Source organism: Paenibacillus sp. S33 (assembly GCF_053615415.1).
The window spans coordinates 4,374,784-4,396,763 of record NZ_JBSIEZ010000001.1 but is presented as its reverse complement, the minus strand read 5'-3'; the positions used below and the strand labels follow the sequence as shown (position 1 = coordinate 4,396,763).

Sequence of the window (21,980 nt, the reverse complement as noted above, 5' to 3'; positions counted from 1 at the left end):
AAAATCCTAAAAAAAGGAGTGAGCAGAAATGGCAGCATCCAACATTATTGTCGTGGGCGGCGGTCTGGCAGGTCTAATGGCTACGATCAAGGCGGCAGAGGCGGGAGTTCACGTTCATTTATTTTCTTTGGTTCCGGTCAAAAGGTCCCACTCCGTTTGTGCTCAAGGCGGCATCAACGGTGCGGTAAATACCAAGGGTGAGGGAGACTCACCCTGGATTCACTTTGATGATTCAGTCTATGGCGGGGACTTTCTGGCCAACCAGCCTCCGGTAAAAGCGATGTGCGAAGCGGCTCCGGGGATCATTCATCTCATGGACCGCATGGGCGTCATGTTTAACCGGACACCGGAAGGACTGCTGGACTTCCGCCGCTTCGGCGGTACCCAGCATCATCGGACCGCTTTTGCCGGTGCGACGACAGGACAGCAGCTTCTGTACGCTCTCGATGAGCAGGTACGGCGCTGGGAATCTGCGGGTTTGGTGACCAAGTACGAGAACTGGGAGTTTTTACAGGCTGTACTGGATGATGAAGGCATCTGTCGAGGGATTTGCGGGCAGGATTTGCGTACGATGGAAGTGAAGACTTTTGCGGCGGATGCAGTTATTTTGGCGTCTGGTGGCCCCGGGATTATTTTCGGTAAAACCACGAATTCCGTCATTAATACGGGCACGGCTGCCGGTGCGGTGTATCAGCAAGGCGTACGCTATGCGAACGGTGAGTTTATCCAGATTCATCCGACGGCTATACCAGGTGATGACAAGCTGCGTCTCATGTCCGAGTCGGCACGGGGAGAGGGCGGTCGTATTTGGACGTATAAGGACGGTAAGCCATGGTATTTCCTCGAAGAAAAGTATCCGGCTTACGGAAATCTGGTCCCTCGCGATATTGCGACACGTGAAATATTCAGTGTATGCGTTGATGATGGACTGGGTATTAATGGCGAGAACATGGTCTACCTTGATCTGTCACACAAGGACCCGAAAGAACTGGATGTAAAGCTGGGCGGCATTATTGAAATTTATGAAAAATTCGTCGGTGACGATCCGCGCAAAATCCCGATGAAAATATTCCCGGCTGTTCATTATTCAATGGGCGGTATGTGGGTCGATTACAATCAGATGACGAATATACCGGGCTTGTTCGCGGCTGGTGAGTGTGAATTCCAATATCACGGTGCGAACCGTTTGGGTGCGAACTCGTTGCTGTCAGCCATTTACGGCGGGATGGTGGCTGGACCTAAGGCTGTGGAATACATCAAGGGCTTGAAAAAATCTGCACAGGATATAGCTACCTCCGTATTTGATGCAGCAGTTCATCAGCAGACGGAGAAATATGAGCGTATTTTGCATATGGACGGAAAAGAAAATGCCTATGTTCTTCATAAAGAGCTGGGCGAGTGGATGACGAACAACATGACTGTGGTTCGTTATAATGACAAGCTGGAAGCTACGATCCACAAGATCAAGGAGCTGAAGGAGCGTTACTCTAACATTAACATTAATGACGCTTCGCGCTGGAACAATGCGGGTGCGGCGTTTACACGGCAACTGTGGAATATGATGGAGCTGGCTGAAGCGATGACCAAAGGTGCGCTACTGCGCAACGAAAGCCGCGGGGCCCATTACAAACCAGACTTCCCGGATCGCAACGATGAGGATTTCCTGAAAACAACGATTGCGGACTGGACACCGGAAGGACCACAAATCTCGTATGAAGCGGTGGATGTTTCGCTGATCAAGCCGCGTATTCGGGATTATTCCAAGAACAAATAACGGAAGGGAGTGTATTTAGATGTCGGAGCAAGCAGTGAAGTCGAATAAAACAGTGAAGTTCGTTGTGACCCGTCAAGCTGATCCTAAAGCCAGTCCCTATACGGAAGAATTCGAATTGGCTTATCGTCCGGGGATGAATGTGATTAGCGCGCTGATGGAAATTCAGCGTAACCCGGTGGACAGCCACGGTAAAGAGACGGCCCCGGTATGCTGGGAGTCGAATTGCCTGGAGGAAGTATGCGGAGCATGCTCCATGGTGATTAACGGCAAGCCGCGTCAGGCCTGTGCGGCGCTCGTCGATAAGCTGGAGCAGCCGATTACGATCGCGCCGATGAGCACGTTCCCGGTAGTTCGGGATTTGGTCATCGACCGCAGCCGGATGTTTAATGCACTCAAGAAGGTCAAAGCGTGGATTCCGATTGACGGTACCTACGATCTGGGCCCTGGTCCTAGAATGGCAGAGAAAAAGCGTCAGTGGGCGTATGAGCTGTCCAAGTGCATGACCTGCGGTGTCTGTCTGGAAGCTTGCCCGAACGTCAACGAGAAGACGACGTTCATCGGACCTGCGGCGATATCTCAGGTTCGTCTGTTTAACAGCCATCCGACAGGGGAAATGAATCAGGAAGAGCGGCTGGAGGCGTTAATGACGGACGATGGGCTGGAAGGGTGCGGGAACTCGCAAAACTGCGTACGTTCTTGCCCGAAAGGCATTCCGTTGACAACTTCTATTGCCGAAATGAATAAGGAAACGACCAAGCATATGTTCAAGCGTTGGCTGACTGTATAGCAAATAGGTTATGCCCAAACAGGCTTTTTCTCAAACTGGAAAAAGCCTGTTTTTTTGCGCTCAGAAAAGATGGAGGGTAACATGGAGGAAGGAGCGCGGATAGCAGTTATGGTATAATTATGGTATTGTGTATCGTTTTTGGAGAAAAGGAGGCTGGACAGGTGACTGTGCAACCGATAACGAATCGACCTGTCACTAGGTCGGATGTCATGAAGGGATTAAAGGAGCTGGGAGTTCGGAGCGGCATGACATTGCTTGTTCACTCGTCGATGCGCAGCTTTGGACGCTTTATTCCAGGCGGGGCCTCGGCCATTCTTGCCGCGCTAACCGAAGCGGTTGGCCCGGAAGGGACGCTGGTGATGCCGACACAGTCTCATGACTTGACTGATCCTTCGACCTGGATGAACCCGCCTCTGGACGAGTCATGGTGGGAATTGGTACGCGAGGAAATGCCCGCTTATGATCCGGCCTGGACGCTGACCGGGGGGATGGGCATCATTGTAGAAACGTTCCGTGGCCTGCCGGGAACCAAGCGCAGCGGGCATCCGCATGTTTCTCTGGCGGCACGTGGACCTGCTGCTTTGGGATTACTGACAGATCATCAGCTCGACTATGGTCTGGGTGAGCATTCGCCTTTGGCAAAGCTGTATGAGGCAGATGCCTATGTGCTGCTGTTGGGCTGCGGACATGACAGCAACACGTCCTTGCATTTGGCGGAATATCGAACAGCCTATAATGGACGAGAAGTGATCACGCATCAAGCTCCTATGATGGTGGATGGAGCAAAAGCGTGGGTATCTTTTCAGGATTTTAATATTACCTCAGATGACTTTGAGAAGCTGGGACTTGATTTTGAACGGGACTGTCCCTCAGCCTTTACGCGAGTGAACATTGGGGAGGCTTCATGTTTTTTCGCGAGGCAACGTGATTTGGTAGACTATGCGGAGCAGTGGTTGTCCACCCATCGCTAAAGCTTCTGGACAGTAAGAATTTCTAAAAAGTGAGATCAAGGAATAGATCGCAAGGGGGAACGCATATGGAGAAGACGCCGCACACCCGCCGCGAGAGTCAGGATGGCCCGCATCAGGGGGCCGCTATCCCTCCCGGTTCTTCGCGGCGTTCCGTTTCAAATGAACCAGCCAATCCTTCGCGCCGTCATTTTTTGAAAAAGGCGGCTTTAGCCACAGCCGGAACCGCGCTTCTGGCTGGAGGATATGCTTCCTTATGGGAGCCTAATCATTTGGAAATTACACGCTTCAACTTGACTCTCCCTCGTCTTCCGTCTGCTTTTGACGGAATCAGGGTCGTACATTTCAGTGATGTGCACTTGGGTTTTCATATGGATGAGCAGGATCTGCGCGAGCTTGCGGACCGTATAGCAGGTCTGAAGCCAGATTTGCTCTGTTTTACAGGCGATATTGTAGATGACTATGCAGTATCCATGAAGGCTGCTGTTCCAGTTATGGCTTCGATGCACGCCACACTTGGCAAATTTGCTATTCTGGGCAATCATGATTATAGAGGCTTACCAGCCGGAGTTCAGGAATTATACCCGAAAACCGGATTTACGTTGCTGAGAAACGAGCATGCGATTGTAGAGCTTGCGGGACAGCGTGTAGCCATGGTCGGTTTAGAGGATAACATTATGGGCAAGCCCAATCCGCAGCGTGCCATCCACGGACTCCCTGATGAGATGTGCAAGCTCCTGCTGATGCATGAGCCGGACTATGCAGATGTGGCGGCACAAATGTCCTTTGATCTTCAACTGTCGGGGCATACGCATGGAGGACAGGTACGCTTGCCGGTCATTGGAGCACCAATGCCGCCTCCGGGTGGACGCAAGTACATCCAGGGGTTATTTCATGTGGGAACAGAGAGAATGCCGCTGTATGTCAGCCGAGGCATTGGCATGACACATTTGCCGATTCGCGTGCTGTGCAGACCGGAGCTTAGTGTCATTACGCTAAAATCCGGCCAATAGGCCATGATCTTTTTTTCATCTTTATCATATATGTTGGAACTACATAAAGATGGCTTGAATGTAGTGTAGAGATGTAGTCGTTTCGGACAAAGGAGTGAGGTTCAGATGGATCGTATTGCTGTCATTTCAGATATTCATGGCAATTGGCCTGCCTGTGAGGCGGTGCTGGAGGATATTGCTTCCCGAGGCATTAGCCGTGTGTTTTGTTTGGGGGATCTGATCGGCAAAGGGCCTAGCCCGTGCGAGGTTCTGGATGCTGTCCGTCAACGTTGTGAAGTGGTCGTGCGGGGGAATTGGGATGAGCTGGTTAGTATTACGGATGATCTCAATTTTAGCTGGCAAGCCGAACGCTTGGGGGCAGAACGAGTGCAGTATTTGGCACAGTTACCGTTTCATTATGATTTCAGAATGAGCGGACGCCGTATCCGTCTGGTGCATGCCTCGCCGCAAAGTGTATATCACCGTGTGCAGCCATGGGATGAGCCGGAAAAACGGCTTGCCATGTTCGATCCATTAGAAGAAGAAAATGGAAAAGTTGCTTTTGCTCCAGATGTTGTGGGATATGGTGATGTGCACAATGCTTTTATCCAGCATTTTCAGGGAAAAACCCTTTTTAACGTCGGCAGTGTCGGGAATCCGTTGGATGTTACGCAGGCTTCCTACTGCATTTTAGAGGGCAAGATGGGAGAGGAGCAGCCTACGTCCTTCTCCATTCATTTTGTACGTGTACCTTATGATATAGAACTGGCAGTAAAACAAGCGGAGGAAGCTGCTGTGCCTTCTTTGCCGTATTATATTCGAGAGCTGCGCACAGGAATTTACCGCGGGATTCAGGACCTGGATTAAGTATGGAAACATTCATTTCTAAAAGCCAATCCATCCGCAGGGGGGAACATTGTGCTGACCAGAGAAATGCTTCGTCTTGGGCTACCGGAGCTTTACACCCGCCGAGTCCGATTGCGCCAGCTAAGAACGGAGGATTATCCCGCGCTGGAACGGATTCTATCCGATCCATTGGTGATCCAATATGTGAATCGAATTCGCAAACCAGTCAATACACGAATGCGGCGTCTGGTTGCGCAAATTAAAATATCTGCTGATTCACTAGATTCCCTGCATTTTGCGGTGGAATGGCATCAGAGAAATACAGGAGAAAGCAATCTACTTGGTGAATCCAATGAGCTTACCTCCTCACCGTTGCTCGGTATCGTCTCTTTTCAGCAATGGAATGAAAGAACGGGTGAGGCACAACTGGGCTATATTCTGGATCGTCCTTTTTGGGGACAGGGGCTGGCTACAGAAGTGGTGGGAGAAATGCTGAATTTTGGTTTCGGATCTTTGAAGCTCAAGCGGATCGAAAGTCGTTGCCAAGAGGATAATCAGGCTTCCATGCGCGTACTTATTAAAAATAAGATGCGCCTGCTGCGTACAATTGGTGCTTATGATCCCTCAGGAGAGGTGCCGAGTGTATTGGTATTTTCGATGAACCAAGGAGATTATGCATAGAAATGGCAGTGGAATATTTTGTTACAAAGATGAAATATAACTGCAAAACAACTCTAACACAGGACGGGTACAATACAGACATGACCCCCTTTTGAATAATAAATGTTGCTGGGACCCGATGATTCGGGTCCTCTTTTTTTGTTATTCTATAGTTAGGACTGAACAGGAAAGAAGGGCTGATATTGGCTTTGAATATATGGAGTGCAGATATACATCATTTATTTGACCAATTCACGGAGCTTGTGGATGGTCGTATTCATCATAAAAAATGGGAGCAACAACTCACGCTTCCCCCGCATATGGGCAAGGGAAGCATGACACGCACACAGATTCGCCCAGGTATGGAAATCGTGGTCACGGATCTCACCTTTGAACAGAATATGAAGCTTCATATTCAGGAGGCTTGTCCGCTCTTTGAACTCAGCTATTGCTTAAACGGTGAAATATACTGTGAATGGAACGGCAAAGAAAGTCATACCAATCGTTTGACCGGGAATGTTTTATATTTAGAGGATGAACTGGTTTATGAGGAAAAGAAGGCAGGAGTTCGCCATCAAATGCTGGAAATACGATGTTCTCCACAAGAGCTTTTTCATTATGCCGGAGATATCGCAGAAAAGCATAGCATGGAAACATGGTTACAGCGTTACAAGGGGAATATTGACTCTTATGCGGATACGCCAGCCATGCATAAGTGTGTTTTTGACATGATACATTGCAACTACAATGGGACGATGAAACGGTTATACATGGAAAGCAAGGCAATGGAGTTTATTGCATTATTTGGGGAGATGGATGGACATGAAACAAGGGGGACAAGCCATTTTATAAGTCGTGAAGATATATCCAAGCTCCAAAAGGCTCGTGAATTCGTCATTCTTCATTTTGAACATCCCCTGTCTATTCAAGCGCTGGCCCGAAAGGTTGGGCTTAATGAATTCAAGCTAAAGAAAGGATTCCCCCATGTATTCGGAATGACTATTTTTGAAATGGTGCGTAAGCAAAGAATGGAAAAAGCACTCTGGTACTTGGAAGTTGAACAATTAAACATTGGAGAGACTGCCTTTTCAATCGGGTACAGCAACGCCAGCAATTTTACGACAACCTTTCGAAAGTATTATGGTTGTAATCCTAGCGAATATATCAAGAAAATACGTAACCCAGATACATTTTCGAATAAATCTTAATGAAACCAATCCTTCAAGCATGTCCATCATGTTTGGAGGATTTTGCATTTGTGCTCCTTCTATAGGGATAGAAAATACCTCCGTAGGTAGAGCCTCCTTCCTTTATAGATGATAATGGTTATCAGTGGAGATGAGAAATGAAAAGATCAAAGATAACCATTATAGAGTTGGAGGAACTACCATGAAAGATCGTTTTGCCATATCCATGACTAATCCTCAAGCAGTACAGCAGGTAGACTCGCGTCGCTGGTACGCATTAGCTCTTATTTTACTTCCCACTTTGTTGATTTCATTGAATACCTATATGATGCAGGTTGCCCTTCCGATGATGCAGGCGGACCTGCACGCCAGCTTTTCGGAGGCACAGCTCATATTTACGGGCTATTCTCTGGGATTGGCTGTAGCCTTGATATTGGGTGGCAAACTAGGAGATATGTATGGTAGAAGACGCATGTTATGCATCGGGGTGTTGGGTTTTACATTAATGGCTTTGTTAGGAGGGATCGTATCGCACCCTACATTAATCATTATGATCCGTGTGCTTCAAGGGATATCAGCCGCCATGATTCAACCCCAGGTTCTATCTATCATGCAAAGCAGCTTTCTTCCCAGAGAGAAAGGGCTGGTATTTGCGATTTATGGAGCTATCATTGGGGTTGGGTTTACACTTGGTTTAATTCTGGGTGGATTTTTGGTAGACTGGAACCTTTTTGGCCTGGGCTGGCGCATTATTTTCTTTTTTAATGTCCCCTTTGGGCTGTTAGTGTTACTCTTTTGTCCTATTATTTCGGAATCCTATGGCAGATCCGTGCCAAACATGGATTGGGCAGGGGCCTTTCTGTTGCTTCTTGGTTTATTGCTGTTTGTCTATCCGTTGACAACCGGACAAAAGCAGGGCTGGGCTTCATGGACATGGGGTTGTCTGCTGTTGTCCATTCTGGTTTTGGTTGCTTTTATAGTTACGCAAATGGGAAAAGAAAAGAAGGGAGGCTCGCCTTTTATTCGTCTATCTATATTTAGAAAGAGTTCATTCGGCGCAGGGATATTGACGGTAATTGTCATCTATCTTAGTATGTTTTCGTTCTTCTTTATTTTGAATTATTATGTACAATCCGGTTTGAAATACAGTGTTCGATCCACAAGTATGGTCTTTTTACCGCTAGGTGTTGGCTTTTTTCTTACCTCATTATGGTCGTCCAGGCTGGTTAAGGGGTGGGGGAGCAAGGTGCTGAAATCAGGTATGCTAATCATGGGGATTTGTAGCTTTCTGCTCATTGGATCGTTACATCTAGATGCGTTCCACCTATTTCATATTCAAAATATCATGATACTAGGTGTATATGGTTTGGGTCTCGGGATGGCCACAACGCCACTGGCTCATGTCGTCCTAGGTGCTGTATCGGCTGAAGAGGCAGGAACGGGCTCAGGCTTGTTCACGACCTTTATGTACTTGGCTAATTCGTTGGGAGTCGCTTTGATCGGGTTCTTGTTCTCTTTCTCGCTTCATCACACGCTTTCAGAAGCTAAATTGTCAGATTATATTAGGGCATTCTCTATCTCTGTGGCGGCGAGTGGCCTTCTTGCCTTGGCTGGGCTCATTTGTATTTCAGTTTGTTACAAAAATGAAACATAACTGCAAAGTTACTTTAACATAGAGTGGGTACAACATAGATATGACCCCCTTTGAATTATATATATTGCTGGGACCCGAAGCTTCGGGTCCTCTTTTTTTATGATTCATAGGAACGGTTCAGGCTGGTTACTAGCTCTGGAAGCCATTCATGTAGGGAGAGAAATGAGTACCCCTCTGACTGGGCTTTGGACGTATCCATGTACCACGATTGTGTAATACCAAATGGAGACATGTGCTCATCTGCTGTTTTTTCTTTCACCACAGCTTGTTTTCCCGTTATCTGCTCAATGATCGAAATGATCTCTCCAATTCTCACTGTACCGTCGGAGCAAGCATTTACGGGACCAGTTAAATGAGTGTGACCAAGCCAAAAGAGAAAATCTGCGGCTTCATCGGAACGAATAAATGAGATTTGTGCTGCGGAATTAGGGACTCCGATTTCTATCCCTTCACGAATATGTTCGATATGAAAATGAAGTCTTTTCGTATAATCGTCTGTCCCCAATACAATCGGAAAACGAACAGCAACTACAGGGAATGTAGCTTGCTGCATAAAAACTGCTTCTGCCTGCCGTTTAGCCTCCTGATATGTAAAATCGTCCTTCCCGCCCTTGCGAACCGGGTAAGCCTGAGGATCAAAGATGCTCTCTGTCAGCACTTCCGGGCTCGAATCATAGACGGATAGGCTGGAGGTCACAATATACCTCTTAGCTTTAGCGTCAAAAATGCGGCAGGCTTCGCTGGCTTCATCTGGAGAAAAGCAAATATTATCATAAACAACGTCCCACACTTGCTCACCTACCGCCTCAGCGAGCGCTTGCCGATCGGTACGGTCTGCATAGATTCGCTTAACGCGGTCACCAAACGAATCGCTTGCTTGGCCCCGTGTGAGGATGGTAACGGAGTTCTCGGAACTCTCCAGCAGACGTTCCACCAGTCTCCTGCCAAAAAAGCGCGTTCCACCCAAAACAAGTATCTTTTTCATACTTACATCACTCCTCCTGAAATGGTTTTCATTTATATTAAGATAGACGAAATAATGATTGTAAATGATACGGAGCGACTGAAAAGGGGAGGATCATATGCCATACGTAGAGATTCAGAACTTAGAAATGTATTATGAAAAAATGGGGGCAGGAGAACCCGTCATATTTTTGCACAGTCATTATTCAAGAGGAATTCTAGCTTTTTCATCGCAATTACTTGATTTTCAGCAAAAGTATACATGTTATTTTCCCGACCACAGGGGTCATGGCAGAACAAAATGTGATAGCCTGGAATGGAGCACCCCTCAACTCGCAGAAGATGTAATTGATTTTATGGAGGCGCTACATATTTCCAAAGCCCATCTTATTGGGTACAGCTGCGGAGGCAATGTGGCTTTATACTGTGCGGTGAAGCACCCTCAAATGTTCGCTACCGTTACGACCATAGGCTGTAGTGGAGTCGCATGTCCTGAGGGGGCAGATGAATTTGAACCAGAGTGGCTCATCAAAAACGAACGTTATGAAATGATCCATCAAATGATGGATCGGCATGAGGAGGCACATCAGGGGAATTGGCAAGAATTTATGCGTCAGAGCGCACAGGATTGGCGCCAATATCCGCAATTGACACGTAGTGAGTTAAGCAGCATTACGTGCCCTGCATTATTTATCGCGGGTGAACATGATGATTTCGCCACAGAAGAGCAACTCCTGGAATTATGCTCAAGGGTCCAAGACTCACGTTATCTAATTGCTCCGGGTTGTAGTCATCGACCGCACATGCTTAGAGAGAAGCCGATCTTAATCAATGATTCTATTCTTCAATTTTTGAGCAAACACGCGATTCGTTGATCATAAATTTGTATCCTGCAGGCGGAGTGTAGAATTTGAATCTGGAGAAGCGCAGGCGTTCGCCTTAGCAATGGGATTCTACCCTTTAAAGGGCTTATACCATCCAGTGAATCCCGTTGCAACAGCGATCATAAGATCAAATCATTCGCATAGTGGTGGAGCACCGCCTAATCTTACTCTCCTAGAAGCTTCAAGAAATTGGCCGGCACCGTAATTTGCTGATTATTAATCATAATCTTCCGAAGCTCCTCTATGGAGTCCTCTTCACCTCTAGCGTCTTTAATCTCCTTAATTTCACGATGCAGTCGCTCCATTTGAAGATCGAGAGCATTAGCGGAATCTGCTGCGTTCTTTAATTCACGTGTCAGGTTTTCGGGCACAGACTGGTTGTATTTATAAAAGATTTTATGCTCCAGGCTGGCCCAGAAATCCATCGCAATGGTTCGAATTTGCACTTCTACGCAGACTAGCTCCTCACAATCCGACATGAATACAGGAACTTGAACCAGCAAATGCAGGCTCTGGTAACCGTTCGGCTTGGGATTCTTGATGTAATCCTTAATTTCCAGTACCTTCAAGTCACTTTGTCTCTGAAGCATGTTACTGACATCATAAATGTCAGAAATAAAAGAGCAAGTAATACGCAAACCTGCGATATCCTTGATATGATCTTTGATAGCATCCAGCGATAACTCGCTATTTTTACGAATCATTTTATTCATGATGCTCTCAGGAGATTTAAGGCGTGATTTGGTATGCTCAATAGGACTGTAATCGTGCAATGCTTGGAATTCCTGCTTTAATATTTCAATCTTGGTTTCCATTTCGTCGAGCGCAAATTTATAGATGAGCATAAATCGCGTGATGTCATGCTTTAGCTTTTTAAGCTTGTCCATAGGATCTTCCAAGTGCATATGTAATTCTCCTCACACATAGATGTCATAATCTTGCTAAGCGTTCGCCTTTGCAATGGAATTATCACTTTATAAATTACAATCCCCAATAATCCCATTGCAGCAGCGTTCGTAAGATCAAATGATTTGCGGAGCGGCGATCCCCACCTTGAATTTTAAAGCGCCACAGGAATTTTACGTTTTTCTTTAAAATAGACCCATTCCCGGAAGCCGATATCCTTCAGCATTGCCTTTACTTCTTCCCAGTCATCGCCTACCCGCGAAGGCTTATGGGCATCCGAACCAAAAGTAACCTCCACACCAAAATGGTGCGCTCTTTCTAAAATAGAAGCAGACGGGTACCATCCACCACTCAGCTTGGTTTTACCCGAAGTGTTAATTTCAATCGCCACATTGGATTCCGCAATTACCTGCAAGGTTTCATCAATGGCTTCATCGGCAGGAATGTCTGAAAAGGCAGGAAAGTTTCCCTTCATTGCGTCAATATGACCCAAAATTTGAAACATGCCGCTTCGCGCAGATTCCTGAATGAGCGCATAGTAGGCTTGTTTGACCTCGATTTTACGAGCGTCGCTTAATTTGTTCCAACGGTTACGGTTAAAAATGCTGTTCCCTTCGACATTGTGAATCGACCCAATGAGGTAATCAAATGGATAAGGAGCCAGAGTGGAACGATATAATTCAGCAAAATCAGGAAAATAATCCGTTTCCAATCCGAGGAGCACGTCAATACGGCCTTCGTATTCCTTTTTAAGCTGTTGTACCTCTTCTACGTATTCAGCAAGCTGTGACTTAGCCATATAAATTTTAGGAAAAGCCTGATCCTGTTCGCTGCCCAGGAAAGGGGAATGGTCCGAAATACCAATCGCTTGTAAGCCCGACTGAATGCCTGCTTCAATGTAATCTCGAATGTTTCCGTCTGCATGACCGCAGCGGAAATGATGGGTGTGCAGATCAAATTTCATAGCCTGTCTTCCTTTCGTAATCAGGGTTTATATTTCGTATGGTGTTCATAGCGAATTACGTTATTCAGAACTGGTGAAATTCGTCTCCGGCATCCCCTTCAGATCACTTAAAAATTGCTGCATGGCTGAGTTTAGATATCGGCCGGATTTATAAATCACTCCTACCGGATGACTAACTTCCAGCTCGGGAATATGGATCATTTTTAATGTGCCTGCACGCAGTTCAGAAGTGACCGACAGTCTGGAAATAATGGCAGCACCGAGATTAATTTCGACCATCCGTTTGACTTCCTCGCTGCTGGACAACTCGATCACGACATGAGGTACGATTTGGTGCTTTTTAAATACATCATCCACGAATTTTCGTCCCACCGTATCGGGAGAGAGCAGAATCAACGGAATTTCCCGAAGGGCTTCAATGGTAGCATGTGGTTGTGAGGCCAGTGGATGAGTAGGAGACACGACTAGCTCAAAGGAATCGTAGTACAGAACCGAAGTGCTTAAATTGGGATTACGTTCAATCAGATAACCGATGCCAACATCAATAAGTCCGTTCTCCACCTGCTGATAAATCATTGAGGAAGCCATGGATTGAATGGAGGTTTTGATGAGAGGGAACTGATCCTGAAAGTAGGAAAGCACGCGCGGTAAAATTTGAATAGCGATGGATGTTGTGGTGCCCAGCGCAATGTGACCCTGCGGTGTTTCGTTTAGATCGTATAATTTTTGTCTTAATTCCTCAACAACCTCTAATATGCGCTCGGCGTGTTCCAAAAAAACAGCTCCCCGGTCGGTCAGGGTGACAGGCTGGTTGCGGTCAATCAGAATGGTTTTGAACTCATCCTCTAGACTTTTAATTTGGGCGGACACCGCCGGCTGCGTCAAATTGAGAAGTTCTCCGGCTTTGCGGAAGCTCATCGTTTTGGAAATCATGATAAGTGTTTCAAGTTGACTGATGTTCATGAAGTTCCTCCTCTCTTTTCTTAATCTTGTCGCAGCTGTATAGAATGAATATTTTTAGCCAATCCATAGGTTCATATGTAAAACCGTCGTTATGCTTTATTTCATTAAATTATAGGTTATTCGAGCAGGAAGGGCAATGAATCGAAGCAGAGCACCTTAAAGTGTGGTATATTGGGGAATAAAGACTAAAGTCCTGATATCCTTCAAAAATAATCAATCTAAAACCGGTAAGAAGCAAAGATATAGGACATTATTCACATTTTTTTGTGATTTAGCTATAAAAAATTACCGGGTAGCTGTCGATAAGTGATATAGAGAGCATTTTATTGAGGATCGATTCGTTTTACAGTAATATTTAATTAAAAAATTCTAATTTAAATGGGACTTTTGTTGTATGTCTAAAAGCCCATCGTAAAGGGGCGCTTTGATCGTGAAGGCAGAAGTGATAAATCCTTTTTTGGAGTCGGCGCGACGGGTCATTGAACAATTGATCCAAGTATCTCCTTCACCCGGAAATCTTGGTGTGAAAAATGTCGAGCTGGTGGACGACCACATCTGGATTATGATCGGGATGACCGGACAGCTTAGCGGAAATATTGTGTTCGGCCTGAATGAACAGGTGGCGCTACGTATGGTATCAGCGATGATGGGCGGATTTGTGTTGACTGAAATTGATGAGATGGGAAAAAGCGCAATTTCAGAATTGGGCAATATGATTAGTGGGAATGCCAGTACGATTTTGTCCAGTCAGGGAATTGTTGTGGATATTACGCCTCCGCAGGTCATGAAATCAGAAAACTTGACCACTTTTGTGCCTCAGCGTGCCCTTTATATTCCGCTTACGGTGGAAGGAATCGGTGAGCTGGATATTCAGGTGATGATCTCTTAATATTAAAGGAGCAAGTTTCTTTAATATGGAGGGATGACCGTGAATATACTACAGGACAAGATAGTTGTGATTACAGGTGCATCCAGTGGAATTGGCGCCCTTTGCGCTCAGTTGTTAAGCGAAAAGGGCGCGATTCCTATTTTAACAGCACGCTCGCAGGAGCGACTGAAGCAAGTATCTGCGGGAATCAGCGGCAGACATGAGCTTATCCAACTGGACGTCACCCGCCAGGAGCAGGTAGAGGCTGTTGCTGCACGAGTATTGGAACAGTACGGACGGGTCGATATATTGCTTAACAATGCGGGCTACGGAAAGTTTGAGTATTTTAATGAAACCGATCTGACGGAGTTTGAACAAATGATGGACGTGAACTACATGGGTGTTGTTCGCTGCATCAAGGCGTTTCTGCCGCAAATGACAGAGCGGGGCCATGGACAGATTGTCAATGTAGCATCAATGGCCGGGAAAATCGGGACAGCCAAATCGTCTTCTTACACGGCGACGAAGCATGCGTTGCTCGGTTTCAGCAATGCGCTCCGGCAAGAGCTGCGCGGGAGTGGAGTGACTGTAACGACGATTAATCCGGGGCCGATTGACACACCGTTTTTTGAACTGGCAGATCCTTCAGGAGGATATGTTCGAAATGTAAGCTGGTTTATGCTACAACCAGATAAGGTAGCACGGCATATCGTAAGAGCGATGGAGCTTCGCAAGGAGGAGGTTAATCTGCCACGGTGGGTATCTCCTTTTCTCAAGCTGTATCAGTTAGCTCCCAGACTGACCGATAGGCTGGGTCATGGTGTGATGAATAAGAAATAAAAGATGTCCCGTAAGCCATTAGCTATGGTGAGGGACATCTTTTATTTTTGTGATTTGGTAACAAGGCTATTTTCGCATATAATGGAGAGTAACGAATTTACGTATAGGGGTTGGACCTTTTCATGACATTGAATTTTGAATCGCTCGGCGTTGAACAAGATCTGTTGGACAAACTGACTGAGCATGAAATTACACAGCCTTCGCCAGTTCAGGCAGAGGCTATACCGGAAATAATGAAGGGAAAGCATGTATTGGCGCGCTCACAAACTGGCACAGGCAAGACACTGGCTTATTTGCTGCCGCTGTTGCAAGCGATTGATCCACAGAAAAAGGCTACGCAAAAGCTGATACTAGCTCCAAGCCAGGAGCTCGCTATGCAAATTGTACGTGAGGGTCAGCGCTACGGAGAGCATCGCGGAATCCGTGTACTCGGTCTGATTGGTGGGGCGGCTATCAAACGTCAAATCGAAAAGCTCAAGGATCATCCACAGCTTGTCGTGGGTACACCAGGACGTGTACGGGAACTCATCGCTTCGAAAAAGCTGAAAATGCACAATATTACAGCCATCGTCATCGATGAGGTGGATCAGATGTTCCAGCTCGGTGGAGCAGGCGATGTAACCAACATATTGGGCACCGCCCAACGTGATCGTCAATTGGTATTCCTGTCCGCAACGCTGAACGATGAGATTCAGTCGCTGGCAAAACGGGAGATGCGTGAATACGTAGAAATTGGGATTGATCCCGACCAAAAGACGGCTAGTGGACTGGAACACTATTACTTTGTATCTGAAGAACGGGATAAGGTGGATATGCTGCGCCGTCTGGTGCGTCATTTTAATCCGAGAAAAGCGCTGGTGTTCGTGAATACGACCAATGCCATTGGGGAGATTGAAGCCAAGCTTAAGCATATGGGGCTGACTACGGCGTCCTTGTATGGAGATGCGGATAAAGTTACGCGTAGCAACGTGTTGGCCAAATTCCGCGAGGACAAGCTCAAAGTACTGGTCGCTTCGGATGTGGCAGCTCGTGGTCTGGATATTGAGGGACTTGAAATGGTCATTCATTTTGACCCGGCTACGGATAGTCAAGCTTATGTTCACCGTGCAGGACGGACAGGACGGATGGGACGCAAAGGATTAGTGGCATCGGTTGTCACCGACCGTGAAACGTTCATCATGCGCAAGTTCTCCCGTGAACTGGGCATTGACATCGCAGAGCGTGCGTTGCATGGAGGTCGAGTAGTTGTGCCGCGTCCGGCGGATGCCAAGCGTGCACCTGTAAGACCATCCGAGGCTAGATCCTTATCTAACGGAGCATCGGCGGAGGACCGAAAGGCACCTGTTCGTGCCGAAAACGGACGTCCTGGCAGAAATTCCGCGAACGGTTCAGCTCCAGGAAAGAGCAAAGGAGCAGCCTTGTCCAAAGCAGGAAAAGCACAGCGCGAGCGTGATCGCAAAAACAAGGGTGCACCAAGATGGCTGAAGGAAAAAGGATCAAAACCGAACGAGTAAGGGAGAAGAGGGGGAGCCATGGAACAACAGCCTGTGTTGCAAATTAACGGACTGACCGGCGGATATAGCGCCAAGCGCCCGGTGCTGCATCAAATTTCGCTGGATGTGAAACCGGGCGAAATGGTAGGACTGATCGGTCTGAATGGGGCCGGGAAAAGTACGACCATGAAGCATATTTTGGGCCTGATGACACCGCAGGCCGGAGAAATTCGTGTGCAGGGGCATAAGCAGGATGAGAATCCAGAGGAATATCAGGGAGCCATTGCTTTTGTACCTGAATCTCCAGAGCTGTATCCTGAAATGACGGTGATGGAGCATATGGAATTCACGGCCAGAGCGTACGGAGTTAGCGAAGCAGATTTCCGCACGCGTAGTGATCAAATGCTAGACTTGTTCCGTATGCGGGATAAAAGTGGGAGTATGTCAATGCATCTGTCTAAAGGGATGCGCCAGAAAGTGATGATTATGTGTGCATTTTTAGCGGGACCGCCGTTGTATGTCATAGATGAACCTTTTTTGGGTTTGGACCCGCTGGGTATTCGTTCCCTGCTTGACTTTATGTTAGAGATGAAGCGTTCGGGTTCGTCCATTCTGCTCAGTTCTCATATTTTGTCCACGATTGAAAATTATTGTGATCGTTTCATTGTACTTCATCAGGGTGCCATTATTGCACAGGGTACGCTGGACGAAGTGACAGCACAGGCGGGTAAGCCGGGCATGCCGCTGGAAGATGCATTTTATGAGCTGGTACAGGGCAGGGAATGAGCATGGATTTGCAACGTTTGCATAAAGAAAGACGTGTAGCGTTCTGGGGACAGGTGCTGCCCTATCTGGGCTATGTCATTCAAAGCGGTCTGGCGGTGGTCTTCGGCTTTGCGCTGATTGCCTTTGCCGCATGGTACACGTCGCTACTAATGCATACTCCACCGGATTTGCCCATCCGCTGGATCATGCTTATTGTGGCTATTCCGATTGCTCATGCGAGCTTTCGTACGTATTTAAACGCAGCGGATATTGTTTTCCTCCGTCCACAGGAGCACGCGATGCACCATTATTTTAAGGCCAGCCGGATTCGGGGTGTGGTGTATAAAATATTCGGTTTGCTATTGCTGTCTATTATTGTGTGGCCGCTGTATATTCGCAGTGATGCGGCGCCTAAGCCGTTGCTACTGACCCTGCTACTGTTTGTGCTGTTAAAGCTGCTATTCAGTTACGGCGGCTGGCAAGAGCTTCGCATGGTATCGATTGGCGGGAGTGTAGGCTATCGTCTGCTTCGGTGGGTGTTGGCTGTGCTGATGGTAGCCGCATGGCTATGGCAGCCTCCACTACACAGCGTGCCATTTATCATATTGGTCGGTGTGGTGTACGTGCTTGTTCTGCGTTTTCCGGTCAAGCTGCTAGTGGCTTGGGAAAAGCTGATTCGTACAGAGGGTATGCAGGCTGCTCGGGTGATGCGCACTTTGGGCTGGTTTGTCGATGTGCCCGCCCTTACGCAGAGAGTGACGCCACGTCGTTGGCTGTCCTGGTTGGGAGGTAACATACCTTGGAACAGAAGGGGAGCGTATCGTTACCTGCTGTTTAAGACATTCCTGCGTACAGAGCCAGCAGGTATTGTCATTCGGCTTGGAATTCTGGGGTTGTTAATTATATATATCACCCATGCTAGCTGGATTGGGATTGCAGTATATTTATTTTTCATATTCCTCATTGGTGTACAGGTTACTTCACTAAAGCAGTATCACAAGGATTCGTTGTGGCTTCAGTTATATCCGATTCCTGCGCATAGTCGTCGTGCGTCTTTTCTCGACTTTGTTGTTCGGTTGACGTTGCCGGCTGCTGTGGTTCTGTGGCTTCCTTTTCTGGCAAAAGGAACGGAAGATCTACTGTCTACACTGCTCACGCTGCTTGGGGGAGTTGCAGTAGTGTTCTTGTTACGAGGCGCTCAAGCCAAAAAATGGCGTTTGGACGGTCAGGATGAGGAAGAAGTGTAATTTGTATCTATGTGAATAAAGTAAAGGCTAATTCGCAAGCAGCAAGAGCTGTCTGCGAATTAGCCTTTTTTGTACGCTCGCTGTTATCGTAGCCGTGGGTGCAGATTTCCGCCTGCTTATATAAAGAGCGTTTTGCTGATGATAACTAATAAAATGAACAGTACCAGAATTGTTCCTGTGCTTGTGAATGCGCCGTAACCACCGTAACCGCCTCTTGTTTCTTCTGCTCCCATGCTCATTCTCCTCTCGGTCATTGTGATAAAGGATACATCGTATCTTATGAATTGGATTTTCAGATTGCGTGGGCCAATGCTCAGGTGCGTTGCCGAATCGCCTTATATTTTTCATCAGATGTAGGGGAGGATAGAGGAAAAGACACGTATTATCGAGAATAGAAGAAGTACGTAGTCATTATCACTTGGAAAGTGGGAAAGACGAGATGCTGGTAGATAAGCTGCTCGTGAACATATTTCTTGTGTTTGTACCGTTATTGGTATATAGCGCTTTGTCAGATCATCGGCATAGGAAACATACCCCGTTGCTTATGGGAGGGGTGCTGGGTGTGTCTTCTGTGCTTTGCCTTATGTTTTCGTACATTTGGTATGGATTATATTGGGATCTCCGATATGTTCCTTTGATCCTCTCTGTTTTATATTTTGGTCCTAAGGCAGGGCTTCTGAATATAACGCTGATGGTGATGGCTCGTATGTATATAGATCCTGAGTCTATGGTGGTGAGCTTTCCCAGCATGATGTTGTGTTATTTGGGCCCTCTCTTGGTGAGAAAAAAGTTTATACAGCTCAATAGTATGTTGCTTCGGGTGGGCATGAATATGCTAATGAGTATATGGACCAATATTGCCATGCTTATATTTCTGTTAATACATTCCTGGGCCAATGGCAGGCTGGATAAGGATGAGGTCGAGCTGATCCGGGCAATACTCTGGTTCGGTGTGATTCAATTCCTAAGCATTGGAGCCTCCTCTTTCTGGATGGAGTTTAGTTTGGAACGGGAAGAAATGAGAAGAAAGATTAAATATGCTGAGCATCTGAATACGTTAGGTGAACTGGCTGCCTCTATGGCTCATGAAGTACGGAATCCGTTGACCGTGGTTAAAGGGTTCCTGCAAATGGTTCAGTCAGGGCTAGAAGGGAAAAATCGCAGATATATTGCTTTGGCACTAGCAGAGGTCGATCGGGCTGAAAGAATTATTAGCGACTATCTGAACTTATCCAGACCACAGATTGGGAACACAGAGCTTATGGATCTGTCTGGCATGGTTCAACAGATTGTTTTGCTTTTGAAACCGATGGCGACCAAGCAAGGCGTAAGACTGTATACTGAGCTAAGGAATGAAATATACGTACATATGGATCGTAATCAGCTGTTACAGGCGTTAATACATGTGACGAAAAATGCGATCGAAGCTGCGGATGATGGGGGCAGGGTATACATAAAGCTGGCGATTCAGGAAGAAAAGGCATGTCTGCATATTAGGGATACGGGAAAAGGCATGAGTCAGGAGCATCTAGAGCGAGTGGGTACTTTGTTTTTTTCAACCAAAGAGGTAGGAACGGGACTGGGAACGGTCGTCTCCTTTCGAATCATTGAAGCTATGAACGGAAGTATACACTATGAGAGTGAGCCGGGAGTCGGAACCGAGGTCGTCATCCTGCTGCCACTCGCACAGAAATCTTTGCTCGCTGCTGAAGGATAGTTTGTTGCGAAGTGTGACTTACAATGGTTCAGCTCATTAAAAAGCGGTATGCCGCAACATCCGGCATACCGCTAATGATGCTATATTTAATCTGTTACCTATTAGGCGTTCAACAAATCTTGTGCGCCACGGTAAACAATGTCATACAGGTCTTCCAGATACTCTTCCTCGATACATGAGAATGCGATTCGGAGATCATATTCACCCAGCGCAATCGTCCCTACCCCATATTGTTCCAGCAAATGTGTGCGCAGTCGTTCAGCGGACAAGCCGTTCAGCTTGAGGCACATAAAATAACCCGAATTGAAAGGATAGTAGCTCCATACATCTCCGTATTTTCCACTATCGAGCAACGCTTTGACTTTATTAGCCCGACCCTTCATAATCTGGAACTTTTCTTTCTTCTGTTGTTCAAAGTCTGTTGACTTGAGGGCATCCAGGACGAAGGTTTGAGATGGGTGAGGACCGCTCGAAATCGTTGCCCGAATAATCCCTAATGTTTTTTGTTCCAGTGCGCTCAGTACATCCTGATGTTCCGAAGCAAAGGTAATAAATCCGACACGGAAGCCCCAAACAAATTCTTCCTTGGTAGCTCCGTCAATTTTGACGGGTAGAATTCTCGGATGAAGTCCAGCTAACTGACCGAATAGTGATTCGTGCAGGGAGTCCTCGAAGAACAGACCAAAATAAGCGTCATCCGTCACAACTACGACATTGATGCCTGCTTCCGCGGCTTCCTGGATGGCAGCAATAATTGCTTTACCCTCTTCGACTCCCGGTGTGTAGCCTGTCGGGTTATTCGGGAAGTTCAGCACAACGATCGCTTTGCCGTATTCTTTCTGTGCCAGTAGAGCGTCGCGTAATCCTTCACTATTAAAACGTTGATCCTCTGTGAACAACGGGAAATTCACCAAACGTCCATGACGGCGAATACCGAAAGTCAGCTCATAGTTTTCCCAGTTTTTGTCTGGGTAAATGACAGCATCCCCTTCATCCGTGAACAGGTCGGCAACGATGCTCAAACCGTGGGTCAGCGCGTTCGTAACTACGGGAAGACCGTAACTTTTTCCAGCCAACGAAGGGTTTTCCTTCAGCATTTTGTCGCGCCATACACTACGTAGTTCAGGTTTGCCCGCAGGGGGAGCGTAAGGGTATAAATCCTTGGGATTGTAAGCGGACAGCTTTTCCTGAATGACCTCCAAATGCATAGGACCATTGCCTTCTGTAGCAATGCCAATCGTAGCGTTGTACTTTTTAGCAAGCTTCCCTGCTTCTGCGGATTGACTCAAAATCCCTTCTTTTGGGAAATAAATTTCTTTCCCTAAAAGAGAAAGCATTTGATATACATGCTCGTTGCCTGTCTGAATGTTTTGGTTTAACTGCGCTGCCAGTGGATTCATTCCCGTTTCATCCTTCCAAGTCATTTTGATTACATATTATAGCATTACACACGGTAAGCGTCACGCAAAAGCATCTGGAACATAAAAGCGCATTTTTTTGCT

General features: G+C 46.8%; 21 protein-coding genes. 15 read left to right on the top strand and 6 right to left on the bottom strand.

Annotated features, from left to right (window positions below):
- Positions 1-28: 28 nt before the first annotated feature.
- The 8 genes from sdhA (at position 29) to ACWGXJ_RS19980 (ending at position 8,868) form a co-directional block, all read left to right on the top strand.
- Complete coding sequence (sdhA, locus tag ACWGXJ_RS20015; RefSeq protein WP_061830109.1) at positions 29-1,774, top strand: succinate dehydrogenase flavoprotein subunit; 1,746 nt, start codon at positions 29-31, stop codon at positions 1,772-1,774.
- Between the two features lie 19 nt (positions 1,775-1,793).
- Positions 1,794-2,561 carry a succinate dehydrogenase iron-sulfur subunit gene (gene sdhB / locus ACWGXJ_RS20010; protein ID WP_013311795.1) on the top strand — a complete coding sequence of 256 codons (768 nt, stop codon included), beginning with the start codon at positions 1,794-1,796 and terminating at the stop codon, positions 2,559-2,561.
- 161 nt (positions 2,562-2,722) lie between these two features.
- A complete protein-coding gene (locus tag ACWGXJ_RS20005; RefSeq protein ID WP_254329222.1) occupies positions 2,723-3,532 on the top strand; it encodes an aminoglycoside N(3)-acetyltransferase in 810 nt (269 codons plus the stop codon).
- Positions 3,533-3,597: 65 nt separating this feature from the next.
- Positions 3,598-4,542: a metallophosphoesterase gene (locus tag ACWGXJ_RS20000; protein WP_250266607.1), complete on the top strand. Its 945-nt coding sequence runs from the start codon at positions 3,598-3,600 to the stop codon at positions 4,540-4,542.
- 105 nt (positions 4,543-4,647) lie between these two features.
- A complete protein-coding gene (locus ACWGXJ_RS19995; protein WP_452567469.1) occupies positions 4,648-5,388 on the top strand; it encodes a metallophosphoesterase family protein in 741 nt (246 codons plus the stop codon).
- A gap of 51 nt (positions 5,389-5,439) precedes the next feature.
- Positions 5,440-6,048, top strand: a complete 609-nt coding sequence (locus tag ACWGXJ_RS19990) for a GNAT family N-acetyltransferase (protein ID WP_165179098.1) — start codon at positions 5,440-5,442, stop codon at positions 6,046-6,048.
- A 182-nt stretch (positions 6,049-6,230) separates the two neighbouring features.
- Positions 6,231-7,235 carry a helix-turn-helix transcriptional regulator gene (locus ACWGXJ_RS19985; protein ID WP_452567468.1) on the top strand — a complete coding sequence of 335 codons (1,005 nt, stop codon included), beginning with the start codon at positions 6,231-6,233 and terminating at the stop codon, positions 7,233-7,235.
- 181 nt (positions 7,236-7,416) lie between these two features.
- Positions 7,417-8,868 (top strand): MFS transporter, encoded by a 1,452-nt coding sequence (locus ACWGXJ_RS19980; protein WP_452567467.1) that lies wholly within the window; start codon positions 7,417-7,419, stop codon positions 8,866-8,868.
- A gap of 97 nt (positions 8,869-8,965) precedes the next feature.
- Here the strand turns inward: ACWGXJ_RS19980 and ACWGXJ_RS19975 are convergent, their stop codons facing one another.
- Positions 8,966-9,853, bottom strand: coding sequence for an NAD-dependent epimerase/dehydratase family protein (locus tag ACWGXJ_RS19975; protein ID WP_452567466.1), 888 nt, complete (start codon positions 9,851-9,853; stop codon positions 8,966-8,968).
- Between the two features lie 97 nt (positions 9,854-9,950).
- Here ACWGXJ_RS19975 and ACWGXJ_RS19970 point away from each other — a divergent pair, with 97 nt between their 5' ends.
- The gene (locus ACWGXJ_RS19970) at positions 9,951-10,706 is read left to right on the top strand and encodes an alpha/beta fold hydrolase (protein ID WP_069290312.1); all 756 of its coding nucleotides are present in this window, start codon (positions 9,951-9,953) and stop codon (positions 10,704-10,706) included.
- Positions 10,707-10,879: 173 nt separating this feature from the next.
- On the opposite strand, the gene ACWGXJ_RS19965 is transcribed toward ACWGXJ_RS19970, so the two are convergent.
- The 3 genes from ACWGXJ_RS19965 to ACWGXJ_RS19955 all read right to left on the bottom strand — a co-directional run bounded on the left by ACWGXJ_RS19965 (position 10,880) and on the right by ACWGXJ_RS19955 (position 13,548).
- Positions 10,880-11,620: a GTP pyrophosphokinase gene (locus tag ACWGXJ_RS19965; protein WP_452567465.1), complete on the bottom strand. Its 741-nt coding sequence runs from the start codon at positions 11,618-11,620 to the stop codon at positions 10,880-10,882.
- Positions 11,621-11,775: 155 nt separating this feature from the next.
- Complete coding sequence (locus ACWGXJ_RS19960) at positions 11,776-12,585, bottom strand: histidinol-phosphatase (RefSeq protein ID WP_235308446.1); 810 nt, start codon at positions 12,583-12,585, stop codon at positions 11,776-11,778.
- Positions 12,586-12,645: 60 nt separating this feature from the next.
- Positions 12,646-13,548, bottom strand: coding sequence for a LysR family transcriptional regulator (locus ACWGXJ_RS19955; RefSeq protein WP_023990132.1), 903 nt, complete (start codon positions 13,546-13,548; stop codon positions 12,646-12,648).
- Positions 13,549-13,978: 430 nt separating this feature from the next.
- Here ACWGXJ_RS19955 and ACWGXJ_RS19950 point away from each other — a divergent pair, with 430 nt between their 5' ends.
- The 5 genes from ACWGXJ_RS19950 to ACWGXJ_RS19930 all read left to right on the top strand — a co-directional run bounded on the left by ACWGXJ_RS19950 (position 13,979) and on the right by ACWGXJ_RS19930 (position 18,761).
- Positions 13,979-14,437, top strand: coding sequence for a chemotaxis protein CheX (locus ACWGXJ_RS19950; RefSeq protein ID WP_061830098.1), 459 nt, complete (start codon positions 13,979-13,981; stop codon positions 14,435-14,437).
- A 39-nt stretch (positions 14,438-14,476) separates the two neighbouring features.
- A complete protein-coding gene (locus ACWGXJ_RS19945; protein WP_254329216.1) occupies positions 14,477-15,256 on the top strand; it encodes an SDR family NAD(P)-dependent oxidoreductase in 780 nt (259 codons plus the stop codon).
- Between the two features lie 122 nt (positions 15,257-15,378).
- A complete protein-coding gene (locus ACWGXJ_RS19940) occupies positions 15,379-16,770 on the top strand; it encodes a DEAD/DEAH box helicase (RefSeq protein ID WP_061830094.1) in 1,392 nt (463 codons plus the stop codon).
- A gap of 18 nt (positions 16,771-16,788) precedes the next feature.
- Positions 16,789-17,535: an ABC transporter ATP-binding protein gene (locus tag ACWGXJ_RS19935; protein WP_013311782.1), complete on the top strand. Its 747-nt coding sequence runs from the start codon at positions 16,789-16,791 to the stop codon at positions 17,533-17,535.
- Positions 17,536-17,537: 2 nt separating this feature from the next.
- Positions 17,538-18,761, top strand: coding sequence for an ABC transporter permease (locus tag ACWGXJ_RS19930; RefSeq protein ID WP_061830125.1), 1,224 nt, complete (start codon positions 17,538-17,540; stop codon positions 18,759-18,761).
- Between the two features lie 116 nt (positions 18,762-18,877).
- Here ACWGXJ_RS19930 and ACWGXJ_RS19925 read toward each other — a convergent pair whose 3' ends face one another.
- Positions 18,878-18,994 (bottom strand): YjcZ family sporulation protein, encoded by a 117-nt coding sequence (locus ACWGXJ_RS19925; protein ID WP_216637468.1) that lies wholly within the window; start codon positions 18,992-18,994, stop codon positions 18,878-18,880.
- 206 nt (positions 18,995-19,200) lie between these two features.
- Between ACWGXJ_RS19925 and ACWGXJ_RS19920 the strand changes: the two genes are divergently transcribed.
- The gene (locus ACWGXJ_RS19920) at positions 19,201-20,478 is read left to right on the top strand and encodes an ATP-binding protein (RefSeq protein ID WP_452567464.1); all 1,278 of its coding nucleotides are present in this window, start codon (positions 19,201-19,203) and stop codon (positions 20,476-20,478) included.
- Positions 20,479-20,579: 101 nt separating this feature from the next.
- Here ACWGXJ_RS19920 and ACWGXJ_RS19915 read toward each other — a convergent pair whose 3' ends face one another.
- Positions 20,580-21,878, bottom strand: a complete 1,299-nt coding sequence (locus ACWGXJ_RS19915) for an aminotransferase class I/II-fold pyridoxal phosphate-dependent enzyme (RefSeq protein ID WP_452567463.1) — start codon at positions 21,876-21,878, stop codon at positions 20,580-20,582.
- Positions 21,879-21,980 lie beyond the last annotated feature (102 nt).

Excerpts from the sequence above, each read along its gene's own strand:
- sdhA (WP_061830109.1), top strand. The coding sequence starts at position 29 with ATGGCAGCATCCAACATTATTGTCGTGGGCGGCGGTCTGGCAGGTCTA.
- sdhB (WP_013311795.1), top strand. The coding sequence starts at position 1,794 with ATGTCGGAGCAAGCAGTGAAGTCGAATAAAACAGTGAAGTTCGTTGTG.
- ACWGXJ_RS20000 (WP_250266607.1), top strand. The coding sequence starts at position 3,598 with ATGGAGAAGACGCCGCACACCCGCCGCGAGAGTCAGGATGGCCCGCAT.
- ACWGXJ_RS19995 (WP_452567469.1), top strand. The coding sequence starts at position 4,648 with ATGGATCGTATTGCTGTCATTTCAGATATTCATGGCAATTGGCCTGCC.
- ACWGXJ_RS19980 (WP_452567467.1), top strand. The coding sequence starts at position 7,417 with ATGAAAGATCGTTTTGCCATATCCATGACTAATCCTCAAGCAGTACAG.
- ACWGXJ_RS19975 (WP_452567466.1), bottom strand. The coding sequence starts at position 9,853 with ATGAAAAAGATACTTGTTTTGGGTGGAACGCGCTTTTTTGGCAGGAGA.
- ACWGXJ_RS19970 (WP_069290312.1), top strand. The coding sequence starts at position 9,951 with ATGCCATACGTAGAGATTCAGAACTTAGAAATGTATTATGAAAAAATG.
- ACWGXJ_RS19965 (WP_452567465.1), bottom strand. The coding sequence starts at position 11,620 with ATGCACTTGGAAGATCCTATGGACAAGCTTAAAAAGCTAAAGCATGAC.
- ACWGXJ_RS19960 (WP_235308446.1), bottom strand. The coding sequence starts at position 12,585 with ATGAAATTTGATCTGCACACCCATCATTTCCGCTGCGGTCATGCAGAC.
- ACWGXJ_RS19955 (WP_023990132.1), bottom strand. The coding sequence starts at position 13,548 with ATGAACATCAGTCAACTTGAAACACTTATCATGATTTCCAAAACGATG.
- ACWGXJ_RS19940 (WP_061830094.1), top strand. The coding sequence starts at position 15,379 with ATGACATTGAATTTTGAATCGCTCGGCGTTGAACAAGATCTGTTGGAC.
- ACWGXJ_RS19935 (WP_013311782.1), top strand. The coding sequence starts at position 16,789 with ATGGAACAACAGCCTGTGTTGCAAATTAACGGACTGACCGGCGGATAT.
- ACWGXJ_RS19930 (WP_061830125.1), top strand. The coding sequence starts at position 17,538 with ATGGATTTGCAACGTTTGCATAAAGAAAGACGTGTAGCGTTCTGGGGA.
- ACWGXJ_RS19925 (WP_216637468.1), bottom strand. The coding sequence starts at position 18,994 with ATGGGAGCAGAAGAAACAAGAGGCGGTTACGGTGGTTACGGCGCATTC.
- ACWGXJ_RS19920 (WP_452567464.1), top strand. The coding sequence starts at position 19,201 with ATGCTGGTAGATAAGCTGCTCGTGAACATATTTCTTGTGTTTGTACCG.
- ACWGXJ_RS19915 (WP_452567463.1), bottom strand. The coding sequence starts at position 21,878 with ATGAATCCACTGGCAGCGCAGTTAAACCAAAACATTCAGACAGGCAAC.